The 16,021-nt window shown below is 43.1% G+C and carries 14 protein-coding genes; 13 read left to right on the top strand and 1 reads right to left on the bottom strand.

Translation table 11 applies throughout. The features are described from left to right. Nucleotides 1–102 precede the first annotated feature (102 nt). The 10 genes from fucP (at nucleotide 103) to OC193_RS08705 (ending at nucleotide 11,824) form a co-directional block, all read left to right on the top strand. Entirely contained in the window at nucleotides 103–1,272 is a 1,170-nt protein-coding gene (fucP, locus tag OC193_RS08750) for an L-fucose:H+ symporter permease (protein WP_230682693.1), read from the top strand. A gap of 67 nt (nucleotides 1,273–1,339) precedes the next feature. Continuing rightward, nucleotides 1,340–3,088, top strand: a complete 1,749-nt coding sequence (locus tag OC193_RS08745; protein WP_048662222.1) for an L-fucose isomerase — start codon at nucleotides 1,340–1,342, stop codon at nucleotides 3,086–3,088. A 59-nt stretch (nucleotides 3,089–3,147) separates the two neighbouring features. After that, nucleotides 3,148–4,596 carry an L-fuculokinase gene (gene fucK, locus OC193_RS08740; RefSeq protein ID WP_048662210.1) on the top strand — a complete coding sequence of 483 codons (1,449 nt, stop codon included), beginning with the start codon at nucleotides 3,148–3,150 and terminating at the stop codon, nucleotides 4,594–4,596. Then, complete coding sequence (gene fucU, locus OC193_RS08735) at nucleotides 4,589–5,023, top strand: L-fucose mutarotase (protein WP_048662211.1); 435 nt, start codon at nucleotides 4,589–4,591, stop codon at nucleotides 5,021–5,023. Before fucK ends, fucU begins: the two co-directional genes overlap by 8 nt. A gap of 18 nt (nucleotides 5,024–5,041) precedes the next feature. Next, on the top strand, nucleotides 5,042–5,689 hold the full coding sequence (locus tag OC193_RS08730) for an L-fuculose-phosphate aldolase (protein WP_048662223.1): 648 nt from the start codon (nucleotides 5,042–5,044) through the stop codon (nucleotides 5,687–5,689). Between the two features lie 46 nt (nucleotides 5,690–5,735). Further along, nucleotides 5,736–6,884, top strand: coding sequence for an iron-containing alcohol dehydrogenase (locus OC193_RS08725; RefSeq protein ID WP_048662212.1), 1,149 nt, complete (start codon nucleotides 5,736–5,738; stop codon nucleotides 6,882–6,884). Nucleotides 6,885–7,390: 506 nt separating this feature from the next. Beyond that, nucleotides 7,391–10,030, top strand: a complete 2,640-nt coding sequence (locus OC193_RS08720; protein ID WP_048662213.1) for an SMEK domain-containing protein — start codon at nucleotides 7,391–7,393, stop codon at nucleotides 10,028–10,030. Continuing rightward, on the top strand, nucleotides 10,027–10,398 hold the full coding sequence (locus OC193_RS08715) for a hypothetical protein (RefSeq protein ID WP_048662214.1): 372 nt from the start codon (nucleotides 10,027–10,029) through the stop codon (nucleotides 10,396–10,398). The genes OC193_RS08720 and OC193_RS08715 overlap by 4 nt, the downstream gene beginning before the upstream one ends. Further along, nucleotides 10,388–10,786 (top strand): hypothetical protein, encoded by a 399-nt coding sequence (locus tag OC193_RS08710; protein ID WP_048662215.1) that lies wholly within the window; start codon nucleotides 10,388–10,390, stop codon nucleotides 10,784–10,786. Before OC193_RS08715 ends, OC193_RS08710 begins: the two co-directional genes overlap by 11 nt. A 3-nt stretch (nucleotides 10,787–10,789) precedes the next feature. After that, nucleotides 10,790–11,824 carry a radical SAM/SPASM domain-containing protein gene (locus OC193_RS08705; protein ID WP_048666387.1) on the top strand — a complete coding sequence of 345 codons (1,035 nt, stop codon included), beginning with the start codon at nucleotides 10,790–10,792 and terminating at the stop codon, nucleotides 11,822–11,824. 301 nt (nucleotides 11,825–12,125) lie between these two features. Here the strand turns inward: OC193_RS08705 and OC193_RS08700 are convergent, their stop codons facing one another. Beyond that, nucleotides 12,126–12,446, bottom strand: a complete 321-nt coding sequence (locus OC193_RS08700) for a helix-turn-helix domain-containing protein (protein WP_048662950.1) — start codon at nucleotides 12,444–12,446, stop codon at nucleotides 12,126–12,128. Nucleotides 12,447–12,560: 114 nt separating this feature from the next. Here OC193_RS08700 and OC193_RS08695 point away from each other — a divergent pair, with 114 nt between their 5' ends. From OC193_RS08695 to OC193_RS08685, 3 genes are all read left to right on the top strand, one after another. After that, nucleotides 12,561–13,073 carry a hypothetical protein gene (locus tag OC193_RS08695; RefSeq protein WP_276329598.1) on the top strand — a complete coding sequence of 171 codons (513 nt, stop codon included), beginning with the start codon at nucleotides 12,561–12,563 and terminating at the stop codon, nucleotides 13,071–13,073. Next, nucleotides 13,067–14,446: a DEAD/DEAH box helicase gene (locus OC193_RS08690; protein WP_048662948.1), complete on the top strand. Its 1,380-nt coding sequence runs from the start codon at nucleotides 13,067–13,069 to the stop codon at nucleotides 14,444–14,446. Before OC193_RS08695 ends, OC193_RS08690 begins: the two co-directional genes overlap by 7 nt. 266 nt (nucleotides 14,447–14,712) lie before the next feature. Beyond that, a complete protein-coding gene (locus OC193_RS08685; RefSeq protein WP_048662947.1) occupies nucleotides 14,713–14,964 on the top strand; it encodes a hypothetical protein in 252 nt (83 codons plus the stop codon). Nucleotides 14,965–16,021 lie beyond the last annotated feature (1,057 nt).

The raw sequence follows: 16,021 nt of genomic DNA, 5'->3' as shown, positions 1-16,021 counted from the left end.
GAAACACAGAGGAATAATAAAGTAGAGGTAATACCAAAGGAAATTAAATTTGCTTTTTGGCTACTATGTTGTTGTTTTGCCATGTGGGGTTTGGCAAATAACATGACTGATGTACTTATTGCACAGTTTCGAAAAGTATTTACTTTAACCGATATGCAATCGGGTTTGGTACAAACGGCTTTCTATGGCGCTTATTTTTGTTTGGCTCTTCCCGCTGCGCTTTTCATACAGCGATACAGTTATAAAGCCGGAGTGCTTTTGGGCCTTGGATTGTTTGCAACCGGCGCACTGCTATTTTATCCCGCCGCGCAAGCAATGGAATATTTACCTTTCTTGCTGGCATTATTTGTTCTAGCTGGCGGTCTCTCCATTCTAGAAACAAGTGCCAACCCATACATATTAGCGATGGGTCCTGAAGAAACCGCAACTCGACGTCTAAATATTGCTCAAGCTTGTAACCCTATTGGTTCGATCACTGGGGTGTTAATTGGCAAATTTTACATCTTATCGCAACTAAACCCTGCAACGGATAGTGAACGTGCGGCCATGGCTGCTGACGAACTAGCGAAAATTCAATCTGACGAACTGTACGCAGTAATGATGCCCTATATGGGCGTAGCAGTTGTTATTGCTTTAATTTGGCTATTGATTCTTAAAACTAAAATGCCGGCCGCAAAGGACACAAGTACTACCGGTGAGTCTACATTTGGTCAGGCGTACCGCCGTATTGTCAAGCGAAGCCACTTCACCAAAGGCGTGTTAGCTCAGTTTTTCTATGTCGGTGCGCAAATTGGTTGTTGGTCATGGACTATTCGTTACGTGATGCAAGAAGTCGGCGGTACAGAAGCAGAAGCATCAACATACCTACTGACATCTATTGTGATTTTCTCTGTCATGCGCTGGGTTTGTGTCGCGCTAATGAAACACATTGAACCACAAAAACTACTTGCTGCTTTGGCTGCGATCGCTGCGATTTTAGTTGCTGTAATCATGGCAGTGGGTGGGTTAGCAGGAGCTTATGCACTAGTCGGTGTGTCTGCATGTATGTCTCTGATGTTCCCAACTATTTTTGGGCTATCACTGAGAGATTTAGGGTCTGATTCAAAGTTTGGTGGAAGCTTCCTAATCATGGCAATTCTGGGTGGTGCACTGCTAACCGCCATCATGGGGCAAATCTCAGATGCAGCAGGCATTGGCGCCGCATTTGTTATCCCATTCATTGGCTTCGTTTACCTAGTGTACTACGGCGCAAAAGGTTACCAAGTTAAGTAAAGAATTATCCACAGGGGCAGCATTAACCTGCCCCCCTGAATTAAAGAAATAATAAGGAACATCAATGATGTCACAGTTAGTTAAAATCGGTATTCGTCCTACCATCGACGGTCGTCAAATGGGTGTACGCGAATCTCTTGAAGATCAAACTATGGGAATGGCTCAGCGCGCAGCTCATTTTATTCAAGAGAATATTCGCCATGCTAGCGGAGAGAAAGTGGAGTGTGTCCTTGCCGACTCTTGTATTGGTGGTGTAGCAGAATCTGCTGCGACGGCTGACAAATTTAAACGTGAAAATGTGGGCCTTGTACTGACAGTAACACCGTGTTGGTGTTATGGCACAGAAACCATTGATATGGACCCGCATACACCAAAAGCCATCTGGGGCTTCAATGGTACTGAGCGTCCAGGTGCAGTATACCTAGCCGCTGCGATGGCAGGCCACTCACAAGTGGGTTTACCGGCATTCTCAATTTACGGCAAAGAAGTGCAAGACGCAGGAGACGAGTCAATCCCAAGTGACGTACAGGACAAGATTCTTCGCTTCTGCCGTGCAGGTTTAGCCGTCGCGTCAATGCGCGGTAAATCTTATCTCTCGATGGGCTCTGTATCTATGGGCATCGCGGGCTCTGTGGTTAACCCTGAGTTCTTCCAGAAGTATCTGGGCATGCGTAATGAATATGTCGATATGACAGAAATCAAACGCCGTTTGGATCGAGAAGTCTATGACAAGAAAGAGTTTGAACTGGCGCGTGCTTGGGTACGAGACTGGTGTAAAGAAGGTAAAGATTATAACGGCACCCCTTTCACCGAAGAGCGTAAAGCAGAGGATTGGGATACCGTCATTAAGATGACCATGATCATGCGCGATTTGATGCGAGGCAACCCAAAACTTGCAGATCTAGGCTTTGGTGAAGAATCGCTAGGACACAATGCTATTCTGGCTGGCTTCCAAGGTCAGCGTCATTGGACCGATCATTTGCCCAATGGCGATTTTTCAGAGGCCATCTTGAACTCCTCATTTGATTGGAACGGCATTCGTGAACCAATCTGTGTGGCAACAGAAAACGACGCGTTGAACGGCGTAAATATGATGCTTGGTAAGCTACTGACGGGTGAGGCTCAGGTTTTCCATGATGTTCGTACCTACTGGTCTGAAGATGCGGTAGAGCGTGTGACAGGAACCCGCCCAGATTCCGGTTTCTTGCACCTGGTTAACTCTGGCTCAGCAGCGCTCGATGGGGCAGGTAAAGCGAAAACAGCTGATGGTAAGCCGGCGATGAAACCGCACTGGGAACTGACACAAGCTGACGTTGAAGCGTCTCTAAATGCAACGAAATGGTGCCCAGCCATTGAAGAATACTTCCGTGGGGGCGGCTTCTCGTCTCAGTTCCTAACTGAAGGTGGCATGCCATTTACCATGCATCGAATCAACATTATCGCGGGTATTGGTCCAGTGCTGCAAATTGCTGAGGGGCACTCTATCGAACTGCCAGAAGATGTTCATAACACCCTAAATGAGCGCACTAACGCGACTTGGCCAACGACCTGGTTCGTCCCTCGCTTGACTGGCCAAGGCGCATTTAAATCGGTTTATGAAGTTATGGCAAACTGGGGCGCTAACCACTGTGTTATCACTTCAGGCCACGTTGGCGGCGATTTAATCTCTCTCGCTGCAATGCTGCGTATTCCGGTATCGATGCATAACGTGGATAGCCAAGACATCTTTCGTCCGCATACTTGGTCTGCATTTGGTCAGGATGTTGAGGGACAGGACTATCGCGCTTGTCAGAACTTCGGCCCTATCTATAAGTAATTCAATAGGTAACTAATTTTGCCTGCCCCAACTTGGGGTAGGCCTTAAAGGGGTGAGTTATGTCGATTGCTATTATTCTTGATTGCGGAGCCACCAACGCCCGCTCTATTGCGATTAACCAGCAAGGTGAAATTGTTGCGTCGCACTATATTGCTAATGAAACGCTACAGAATGGCACTAAACATGTTTGGGATTTTCAACAGATTTGGAAAAAGCTTGTTGAGTGTTCAAAGCAGGTAACGGCTCAAATTAATTCGACGGATATTGTTGCCGTTTCTGTCACTACCTTTGGAGTGGACGGGGCGCCCTTCGATAAAGATGGAAAGCAGATCTATCCCATTATTTCTTGGAAATGTGCTCGTACCGCGCCTGTGATGAGCCAGATCTCGCAAGATATTGACCGCGATGAACTGTATTTGACCAACGGCATCGGGGACTATTCGTTCAATACCTTATTCAAGCTTAAGTGGTTGAAAGACAACGAACCAAAAGTCTATAGCAATATGGATAAGTGGGTGTTTATTTCGTCGATGTTGACACAAAAGCTGACGGGCGAATTAACAACCGATCGAACCATGGCTGGCACGTCGATGATGACGGACCTAGACAGCGGTGACTGGAATGAAGGGGTATTACAGTACCTAGAGCTGACGAAGGCGCACTTCCCTCCCATGGTTGAAGCGGGCGAAATAGTGGGTTGTTTAAAAGACGATGTCGCCTTCCTGCTTGGCATTCCAAACAGAGTTCCAGTGATTTCAGCAGGTCACGACACTCAGTTTGCTTTGTTCGGCTCTGGTGCCAAAGAGAATCAGTCTTTCTTAAGCTCAGGGACTTGGGAGATCTTGATGGCTCGTTCGCCACGTCCTCAGTTAAAACCTGACTATCTCAAAGAGGGCATGACAACAGAGCTTGATGCTAAAAATGGTTTGTTTAACCCAGCAATCCAATGGCTCTCTAGTGCAGTAATGGAATGGGTCGCCAACACCTACTTTACGGATATTGCCGAGAGCAGCAGTAAATACGCGGTGATGGTTTCGGAAGGGGAAGCGGCCCCTATCGGTGCAAATGGCGTTAGGTTCGATCCATCCTTTTTACTTGGTGGTGACGGTAAAGGAAATGGTGCGATTACTGGCCTGTCCATTAATGCCACAAGGGGCGAGATATACCGCGCCGCTCTAGAAGGACTGGCCTTCAAACTCAAGAGCAGTCTGCACTATCTTTCCACGACTTGTCGCTTAAATACCAAGTGTTTAATGGTGGTGGGTGGTGGGTCTAAAAATAGACTGTGGAACCAAATAAGAGCTGACGTTGTTGGCATCCCTATCCATGTGGTTGAACAGTCTGAAGCCACAGTGACGGGGGCAGCGATGTATGCCTTTGCAGGGGCTGGGGTATTTATTGATGCCAATCATGCCCAAGAAAATATGAAGCCTGCTTACCAAGTCGTCACCCCGTCTGAGAGCCGTGAACAATACGCCCAGTTATTGGAGGAAATACACAATGCTTAAAGGAATCCATCCGGCAATAAGCCCAGAACTGCTTGCCGTATTAAGTCGAATGGGGCATGGCGATGAAATTCTGTTTGCCGACGCCCATTTTCCTGCGGAGACGTTTGGATCGCATGTGGTGCTAAGAGCCGATGGCGTGAATATCGATACGCTGTTAGAGGGCACAATACCGCTATTTGAGCTCGACGCGTACTGCCAAAGCCCGCTGATCATGATGCAAGCCGTAGAGGGTGACCAGCTCGACCCAACAGTTGAATCGAAATACATGGCGGCAATCACAAAGACCACTAAAGACAAGCCTGCATTAGAACACATGGATCGTTTTGATTTTTACGACCGCGCCGAAAAATGCTTTGCAGTTGTACTGACGGGCGAAACCGCTAAATACGGAAACATCATTTTAAAGAAAGGCGTAACGCCAGCTTAAGGAAGTAATACGATGACAATAACAAGAAATGAACTAGCACAAGACATTATCGATACATGCTTAGAGATGACTAAGCTGGGATTGAACCAAGGCACCGCAGGTAATGTCTCGGTGCGCTATGAAGATGGTTTATTGATCACTCCAACGGGTATTGAATATGAGAATCTGACACCGGAAAAGATCGTTTTTGTCAGCGAATCCGGAGAATTTGAGGAAGGCAAAATTCCATCAAGCGAATGGGCTTTCCACCTAACCTGCTACCAAGCGAGAGAGGATTGCCATGCCGTTGTTCACAACCACGCCATTAACGCGACAGCAGTGTCTATACTCAATCGTCCAATCCAGGCGATCCACTATATGGTTGCAGCATCGGGCGCGGCAGAAATACCTTGTGTACCTTATGCTACCTTTGGCTCTCCTAAGTTGGCTGATTATGTAGATGCTGGCATTCGTCAAAGTAAATCTATTCTTCTTCAACATCATGGCATGATCACCGTTGGTGAAAATCTGAAGAAAGCATTGTGGTTAGCACATGAAACCGAGGTATTGGCTGAGCTTTATCTCAAATGTGCAGCGATTCAGCCAGACGTTCCAGTGCTTCCAAACCAAGAGATGGATCATGTACTCGATAAGTTCAAGACGTATGGATTGCGAGTTGAGAAGTAATTGATATCGGCCCGATCCGTCGGGCTCTTACCGTAAAGGAATGACTATGGTGTTTGCATTAAATTTACCAAAACTATCATTATCCGGCGTAGGTGCGGTGGCAGAATCTGTTGCAGTGTTGGACTGTCGACCCGTAAAAAAAGCAATGATAGTGACAGATAAAAACCTGATTGAATTGGGGATATTAGATTCTCTTTATCGTGCACTCGATGATAAAGGGTTCGACTATGTCACCTTTGATAAGGTCACCCCTAACCCGACCGTTAGTTTGGTTAATCAAGGTGCTGAGTTTTACCAACAGAGCGGGTGCGATTGTTTGATTGCGGTTGGTGGCGGTAGCCCTATTGATTGTGCGAAAGCGATTCGTATTGTCACATCAAATGACGGCGAAATCACCGATTATAATGGGGTCGGCCTGGTTAAGAATAGCGGTGCGTTCTTTATTGCCATTAATACAACGGCGGGAACAGCGGCGGAGATGACGTCCAATTCGGTGATTACCGATGAGAAGAATCTCGTTAAGATGGTGATCGTCGACACCAAACAGATTCCAGATGTTGCGGTTAACGACCCATCATTGATGGTTGGTTTGCCTGCCTCTGTTACCGCTGCAACGGGTATGGATGCGCTGACCCATGCCATTGAGTCGGTTGTGACTCCTGGCGCCCATCGTTTAACACTTCCGACCGCACTTGAGGCGGTTAAGCTAATTGCCAAATGGCTGCCTATGGCAGTAAAGGATGGAGCGAACATAGAAGCTCGGTCGGCACTTGCTGATGCGCAATTTTTAGCGGGGATGTCGTTCAACTCAGCCGGATTAGGCGCGGTTCATGCGTTGTCACATCAGCCTTCGGCAACACACAACCTAGCGCATGGCGTTTGTAATGCTATCTTGCTGCCTGTGGTGAGCGCATTCAATGCTCAAACGGTTCCAAGTGCGTTTAGGGAAGTAGCTGAAGCGATGGGTGGGGATACGTCTCAGTTAGACGACACTAATGCAGCCCTATTAGCGGTGGACCTGATTTGCACGTTGTCTCGTGAAGTGGGTATCCCTTCTGGGCTGGCTCACCTTGGGGTTAAGCATGCAGATATTGATGGTTGGGTTCAAAAAGCCATGGATGATGTTTGTATGGGAGGCAACCCAAGAACGTTGACCAGTGAAGACGTTTATCACCTTTACGAGTTGGCGTTATAGCAACAGTGTAGTGGTACTGTAGTGGCTGAGTGAATTTGGCCACTTGATTGGAGGTTTGCAATACTTGAAGTGATTCATAAATCACTAATTTAGGAAACTCGCTGACACGTTTCTGTCCAAAAAACTCTCAGGTTGAATTTTACCCGTGGCATTTTCTAACTAGAAAGTGCCCCAAACCGTGTTTGGGCAGCAGTAAACCTTCATAACAAAAATTAGGTCAATAGGCCGTTGACTAAAATCAGTACCGCTTACTTCGTGAAAGAGACCACTTCCAAAGTGCTGTTAGGTTAACTCCAGCACCCAATAGTGCAATAGGTTATTGCACAATTAGTTCAGTAGAATAGTGACACTAGATACAATCTTAAGTTATCTATTGAAACATAGTATTCAACTCTCATCATTAGATACCAAATTTGTTGATCTATACACAGACCATACTCGGGCATTAGTGTACTGTTGAGCATGTAAATATGATTTTAAATTAATAGCTTAGATTTCATTTGGATATGACTCGACAAGAACTTCTGCAACAATCAAGTACTCTTTTAGGCCGTTTTGCTCATGAGGTGAAGGTAGCGAATGCGATGGGGCAATTTGACATAAACACTGTCGCGGAGGACTTCTTGATTCCTATTTTAGCGACAGCTCTAAACTGCCCCGATCTACAAAATCAAAATCGAATCCGAATGAATTTTCCGGCAGTTGACCTTGGATGTAAAACTAGTAGGGTTTCAATCCAAATTACTTCTGATGCTTCAAGCGCTAAAATCTGTGAAACGTTGAAGAAATTCGATTCTCACAACCTTGGCAGTGATTTTGACGACATCTACGTTTATGTAATAACTGAAAGACAGAAGTCGTATACCTCACAGCAATTGATGCAATCAGTGGAGAATCTATCTATTGCGTTTGACCCATCGAATAATATTCTCGACTACCAAGACTTGGCTCAATTGCTCAATGAAATTAGTAATGAGCAACTTGAATACATCAATGGCCATCTTGAAAAGGAATTCCAACGGACGGATGTTAACCTCCAATTTCGTAGAAATCTGGATGAGTTCTTAAGGGTTAATCAGCTAAAAATAGAGGATGAAAAGCGAACAAGAAAATACATACCATCAGTGTTTGTTGAAACCTCAGAAACGAAAGAGGAGATGAGGTACTTCGCAAATCCAATGTTTTTCTTCAGAAAGATTGATGACGATATACGGCGAATCAACCTAGTTCATTTTAATGAGCTTTTAAGAAAAGCGAAAATTGAACCTGTAATAGATAGTTTACTTGAAATAACAGCTTTAGAATCGCCAAGTAGCATGCATGAGCTTCAAGAACGTCTGACTAAGCAACGTGCTGCGCTCGAAGACATACAAGAGTATCTTTCTCCGTTCTCTTGGTATGGTGAACGAGCTGAACGGTTTGTACCTGAGGGTTACTTGTCAGGCTACTGGGATGTCTTTCAACACAGTATCGAATCGAGCGGAAGCGGAGTGTTCAGCTCTATCGAAAAGGTTTCAAAAAAAATTGGAATTACACAAGCCAAAATATTTTTAATCACGGGCATGGCAGGGCAAGGGAAAACAAACTTCATTTGCGATTTAATTGAAAACCAATTTAGATCATTTGAGATTCCCACAGCCTTTATTCCTGCACGTGCACTGAATGATCATCCGGGTCCTAATCGCATTTTGTCGTACATCAAAAACAACCGATATGCTCCAGATGTCCAAGACCTCCATGACCTTTTAACACTATTAAACAAAGTTGCCGAAGAGTGTCAAAAGCCTTTTGTGATAGCCATTGATGGAATAAATGAAGTTGGCGATCTTGATAGATTTGCTGCTGAGCTTCGAATTTTCCTAGATGCAATGTGCCAGTATGAATATGTAAAGATCATCTTTACCTGTAGGAATGAATTTTTCGATCATAAGTTTGCTAGTGTATTCGAATCTCTACACTCCAATCTCGTATACCGTGTCAAAGATCTTCGCCAAAAAATGTCGGACAAAAATAAAGTTAGACTTCTTGATGCTTATCTAAGCCACTTCAATATCAAAGGCAAGTTCTCAAATAATGCATCTGAGTTCTTAAAAAACGATCTTATTTTACTGCGAATTTTCTCAGAAATTAACGAGAACAAGAATATTGGATATGTTCCGGATATCTACAAAGGAGATATTCTAGAGAAATACTTGATGATGAAGGTGAATGAGTTCCCTCACCACTCTAAGCGTAACGTATTGAACTCATTGTATAAGATATGTAGACGAATGTTGGAAGATGGAATTTTTTCTCAGATACCTGTTGAAGGGGATGAATCCGAGAGGCAGATTCTTGAACAACTGATTGGGGAAGATATCATTTTGCGAAGAGAGGTCCCATCAACAGGGCTTGCATCTTTAGGTATTGAAAATATTTCATTTACATACGATGAACTGCGTGATTTCTTACTTGCGTTTTATACTGTGACTGAACTTTCAGCGCATCAATTAAAAGTTGATAGTATTTTTGAAAAAATCATCGAATGGCCAGTCTATGAAGGTTTTTTCCGTTACGCGTATATTTTGGCACGGAAGCAAAGAAACGATACAGTTTTGTCTGCATGTGAATCTTCAAAAGACTTCTCAAATCACTATCTGAACAATCTTTCACTTTTATCAGCAGATATTCAAACCCCCGAAGACGTGGTTAGAGTCGAAGGTACTTTGAAGAATAGATCCGAGGAAAGTAACCTTCGGGCTGTTGCTTGGTTCTTGTTTAGAAAAAGAGAAGAGTCGGACCACCTAAACATTCGAATTTTACTAGATCATGTTAGCAAACTTGATGAGATAGAATCCGAACATTTCATGAAAGTAATGTTTTCTAGCTCTAGCTATTATGGCGGACGCCATATCTGGCGGGATAACGTTAGCAACCTGCTAAATAGCTTGAAGGATCTTAGAGAAGAGCAACAATTGGGGTTGGGTATTCCGGCTTTAGCTATGGCATTACATTTTGTTCCATATGCTCATTGGGATGTGAAAGAAAGTACTCTCAATTTCTTTTCTAAGTTTCAACACACACCAGAAGTTCTGGGTGCAATTGAAGTATGCAGAAATGCTGTTTCTACAAAAGTGCAGAATTGTTTGAAGGAAATAGAAGAATGAGAGGCGACATAGCGCTAATTTTGACGACCTCATGGAAGCCAAATAAAGAGGAGTTTCTTATAGCATTGGGAATATCTCCTCGAGGTCTTGGCGAGCAGCTTTTTGGAACTGTTTTCGATGCACTTTTTGTAGCATCTATTGAAGCCAAAGCTGAATTCAAAAAGTATTATTGCGTGGAGTATGCAAACTTCACAGATTACCTGATAGCACGTTATGGCAAAACTCTAAGTGAAGACGAGCTAGAAACAAGTAGTGTGTTCATTGTGGATTGGTTACCGCAGATCATCAATGAAGACTTTGAAGATAATAAGCTAGGTACTGTTCTGGAATGTATTAAAAAGTTAGAAGAGGCTAATAATGAAGGTTAAATTTGATTTTATATCAAATAGCTCGTCCACATCGTTTGTGTACATTTCAGACGAAGAGTTGAACGAGGAAGCTTTTTTCGAAGCCGTTGGAGTAGACAGAGAAGGCCCTGTAGGAGATTTATTTTATCAAATGTACAACGAAATTAAAACTTCGCTACGTGATTCCGGAAAGCAGGTATTAACAAAAGAAGATGCCGAAAGCTTTGCCGCATATGAATTTACTCCGGATGTTGTAAATAAAATGAAAGATGCCATTGAACAAGGAAAAATTGTCACAACATCAAAACTTAGCAGCGATGGCTCCCTTGCAGAATCGTTGTTGTGTGTGTCTATGTTTGAGGTTGAGTCAGACAGCTTCTACATCAACGCTTACAACAATGTGTGGTAGATAATGTTAAAAGCTATTCGATATAATAATTTGGGTTATACATCCTTTTTCAATCCAGATAATGGTTTCTTCGCTCGGGTTCCTGACAAAGGGAAGAGAGAGCCGTTCTGGTCACCACACGGACCTGAGTTGATGGATATTTCAATCACAAATTGGTGTGATAAAGGTTGTCCTTTTTGCTACAAATCATCAACGAAATACGGCAAACATATGGCGCTAGATGATTACAAGAAAGTGATTGACCAAGCAGCAGACATGCATACATTTCAGGTGGCTTTAGGAGGCGGAAACCCTAATCAGCATCCTGATTTTTTAGAGATTTTAGAATATACATATTCCAAAGGAATAGTGCCTAACTATACAACGAACGGTCGTGGATTGAGCGATAAAATCCTTAGTGCTACTCGCAAGTATTGTGGTGCTGTAGCTGTTTCTGCGTATCCACCGTACGATGAGGCAGCTAGGACGCTAAAGAAGCTGAACAACCTCGGTGTCAAAACCAATATTCATTTTATCTTGGACGCCAAGAGCGTTGACACCGCAATTGACTGGCTAAAACAGCCCCCTGAATTTCTTACAGGAATAAACGCTATAATATTCTTAAATTACAAACCATCTGGTAGAAAAGTTTTTGAAGAAAGGCTCTTGCGTAATAGCCCTAGGCTAAATGAGCTTTTTGAATTAGCTACCTCTCAGCAAAGAAAGCTGAAAGTTGGTTTTGATGCTTGTTGCGTCAGCGGCGTCTTTGCGCGAACGAACGCTAATACGTCAATGGTGGACGCATGCGATGCAGGTAGATTTTCGTTGTATGTATCAGAAGATTTAAAAGTATATCCCTGTTCTTTTCAGGCTGGATTAGTAGAAGGAGAGCAGTTAAATAATAAGACAAAGCTTCTAGATATATGGATAAAATCTAAAAACTTCAAATCTTTTCGACGTTATTTCAGCTCGGATCGCTGTGGGGTCTGTAGCCACAGCTCAGTTTGTATGAACGGCTGCCCACTATTCGATGAGCTTGTAGTTTGTGGAAACAGGTAAATACCAATTACGTTGTTTTCTTAAACAACGGTACTGCTGTGGTTCGATGAATTGGACCACAGCGTTAGAGTAATGATGCCTTAATGGTTCAAAACTCTTTGCGATACTTGAGCTAATCCGTTATCCGTAAAATTAGCAAAGTCTCTAACTCAGAAATGTCCAGAAACGTTCTAGCGCCGATATAAACCAGTGTGTGATCACCAAGCGACTTTGAATTCTGCCAACAAGAAACAGTAAAGGAAGATCCTAAATAGTACCTATTTAGTCAGGCCGCAGACCAAATCTAAGTCTGGATATGCAACTAGACTTCACGTTTACTTTTGGCTAGCAATGATGAAATTAATTCTTTCCTCTCACTCTCTGTCATTTGAGAAACAATACATGCTAGTTCTGCGGCGCTTGCATCTTCACAGAAAAAGTAACTTAAAGGCACACCTAGTTCATCGGCCAATAGCTTTAAGGTTTGTACGTCTGGGGTGTGTTTACCCTTCTCGTATTGATTCATTCTTGGGCTAGCAGAGCTTTCATCCATACCTATACGTACTCCCAATGCTTTTTGAGAGAGGTTTGCTTTTTTGCGGGCTTCTTTGAGCCGCACTGGAATTGGGTTTTCGAATGGCACTTAAGTTTCATTTCTTTGATTTCACGGTAACTAAGATTTTCTTAGTTTTACTGATTTCTGTATACTAAGCAATCCTTAGTATTTTAGTGGTATATGCGGTACATGAAGCGTTCTTTGAAAATCAGTGATGAAATGCACAACCTATTGATTGAAAAAGAGATGGATGGTTTTTTAGTTGTTGAGCTAAGAGATGCATTTGTTTCGATTGATGACTCCTATGTTGATTTGGATGATGCTCGTCGTAAGGTTTATCGACAGCTCCTTCGTTTGGTGAAGAACAATTGGCTTCGAGTTGAAGGGACGGGGCAGCAGAAACGATACTTTCAAACAGACTTATTTAAAGGCCTTCAAATCGATACTGCATCAGACAAAACTAAGGTTACTTTTTCCACCTCGTCTGATTACTCGGTATTAAGACATGAACGCAATCAGTACAAAGGTGAGCTAGAGATTGTTTTTGGGGAGATTAATGAGTATCAATCTCTCTGTAGCCGCTTTCCTGAACTCGAGCCGAGGTTGCTTCCACTTCTTGAGCAAGCAAGAGAGCATTCAGCGCAGTTGTTAGGAAGAGTGAATGTACTCACCAGTGTTCTCAAAACACTTTGTGAGGATAACCAGTCGTGCTAAGGCCATGGCAGGCAGAATGCTCAGAGAAGGCATTACAGAAATACAGCTCAAACCAGCAGCACTTCTTCTGCCAAGCAACTCCAGGGGCTGGAAAAACGGTACTGGCTGCGACGGTCGCTTCAAGGTTGATGCAAGAGGACAAGATCGACCTTGTATTATGTTTCTCACCTTCTTTAACGGTTTCAAGCGGAATAAAGAAAACCTTTTCACAGATTCTTAATTGTACCTTTAATGGAGGGTTAGGTTCTATTGGACGATCTCTCACTTATCAGTCGATTCAATTTCTAAATGAGGAGTTTTGGCTGACGCTAAGAAATCATCGAGTTTTTGTGGTCTTTGATGAGATACACCACTGCTCTGGTACAGAGGTTGAAAATGCGAATGTTTGGGGGCAACAAGTCCTTGCAAAGATTCAAGGGCTGGCAACGTATACCCTTGCTCTTTCAGGGACTCCGTGGCGTTCAGACTCTTTGCCGATAGTATTGGGACAGTACAGCGATCCTGACGGAATACTTTTGGTTGATTATCAATACACGTTAAAACAAGCAATCGGCGATAAGGTTTGCAGAGCCCCTAAGATTGTTTTGGTTGATAATGAACATTTGACCGTGACGAGCGATGAGAAGGTGGAGTCTTTTTCTTCAATATTGGAAATGATTAAGCAGACTAAGTCCTCATATCAAAGCATCATTCATAATAAAGATGCAATGGAGTACTTACTTGGATTGGGTTGCAAAAAGCTTGAAGAAATCCGTTCTCGATCCCCGACGGCTGGAGGGTTAATTGTTGCTGCATCAGTTCAACACGCACAAACAATTAAAAAGGTACTTTTTGAAAAGTATGCTCAATCGGTCTCAATAGTGACCTATCGGCATGAAGAGCCTTTAGCAGAGATTGAACGTTATAGACGAAGCGATACTCAATGGATTGTTAGCGTTGGAATGATTAGTGAGGGAACCGATATTCCGCGCCTTCAAGTGTGTTGTCACATGAGTTCAGTCAAAACCGAATTGTACTTCAGACAGGTGCTCGGGCGAATTCTTCGTGTGAACGGCGCGACAAATCAACAAGCGTGGTTATTCACCTTTGCTGAACAAAGCTTGATTGACTATGCAGAAAGGATTGAACAAGATATTCCTGAGTCGTGTATATATGCAAAATGGGAAAAGTTTGCAGAAGCCGAGCCAGATACTAAGCACAACCGTCTTAGCGAAAAGGGGCTGCTAGAAGAGCGAGGAGGACTTAGCTCTAAGCTGGTATGGAATAGCACGACAAGGAACACTGAGAGTATTGATGTCGCACTTGGCGCGTTTGATGAGCTTCGGCTCGGAGCTTTTAGACAGCGGGTAATATCGGCATTTTTGGCTTCTTGAGTAGGCTTATTGTTTTACCAAGTCGTTTAACTCAATCAAAATTCAGCGTTTTGACTCTGGGTGGCGCGGCTTAGAGGCTCGTTAATACCACACTTCAGTTTTGGATTACTCCTACCCGAAAGAGCTAGTAAATGCTGCTAGCTCAAAAATGCCCCCAAGACGTGTTTAGAGCGCATGAAACTATTTGAATAAGGTTCTACATTACGGCTAGTAGTCCATTGTGCTATAAACTAATCTAATGTCATTTTCGAATCGAGAAACGACTTATGAGCAAGAAAAAGCTATCAGAAAAAGAACTGCTTAAGGGTATTACACCTAATACTGCCCACGCTGATGGGCTTGCTACAGTTTCATTAGATGAAGTGGGACTAGAACCCTCAGAAAGCGACTATAAAGCCGTTTTGAAAAGAATTGAATCCTTGTTTGATGTGGCTGAACCAGGCACACCCGAGGGTGATGAGCTTGAAAAGCTAGTAACTTGGGTTGAAGGGTATGAAGAAGATCACTTCCCATTTTAAACTAGCTAACCTTCAGTTTTAACTCAATCAATTTAGATGGCAGTAAAATAATTTGTGCAAGAAGTCCTTGCACAATTGCTCTTTCTTTCAGATACGACAAAGCCACAGGTTGTTGTATAACAGCTACGTACAGAATGTTTTCATTAATTTGAATTCTGGGTGCGGTGCCTGGTATTTCATCACCAAATATGGGAGGGAGAGTACCTTAGGCCTATCGTATGTCCTCGGTGGGCTGCTTTGCAATTACGCTAGATTCAAATTGATACCATTACTTCTGGCCAGACAGTAAATAGTAACTCAAAGAATAAAGCAGGGATAACCGAGGCTCTCGCTATCAGTGTAAAGCGAAGAACCGAATGCAGCAAGCTTACTTCCTCAAACAAACAAGCTAACGCAGTTCATAGCTATCACGCCTCTGACCAAAGAGGTTAATTCAAATAGTCACTCGACTAAAAGGTTTAATTATCCTGGTCGAACACAGCACTCTATTAGTTGACCCTTTTGGTCGAAGTTAGGATTTGAGCATAATCTCGACCAGAAAAGTAAATGTTATTTCTTTTTCGACTAAAAAGTTTAAAAGAATTGGTCGAGAGATTGCCGGCTTTGTCGCGTCTCATGAAAATGCCAGCATTGTTAGAGTGGCCTCAGTTATTGCTCCTGAAACATTCAATATCGATAAGCATTAATCCTCCTCCGGAATGCAGAAGTGAAGTTTTTGAGGTTTTCTATGTGGGCCTATTGGTACTAACTACTTCCAGGGAAACTTCTCCAAGCTCTCGCTACTAATTTACTTATATAATGCCATGGGCTCTTTAGCTAACCTATACGAAGACAATTCGCTGAATATATGATCTAGCGAAATTAGGAACATAACTCGAAGTGTCAAAAGCAACGCTACTAATAAACTAGCAAACCTCTCTGTTTAGGACCGTTTTTTAAGTGATATGCTCGCCCTCTAATGCTTACTATTATCAACAATGGTCCAACGGGGTTCATCCTTAAGGTTATGATTTTTATTTATTAAAATCTTTAATCTTACTTTGAGAACTTTTAAGTA

Origin of the sequence: Vibrio crassostreae, from assembly GCF_024347415.1 — a bacterium.
Taxonomy (GTDB): domain Bacteria; phylum Pseudomonadota; class Gammaproteobacteria; order Enterobacterales; family Vibrionaceae; genus Vibrio; species Vibrio crassostreae.
This window is presented reverse-complemented; position numbering and strand designations above follow the sequence as displayed.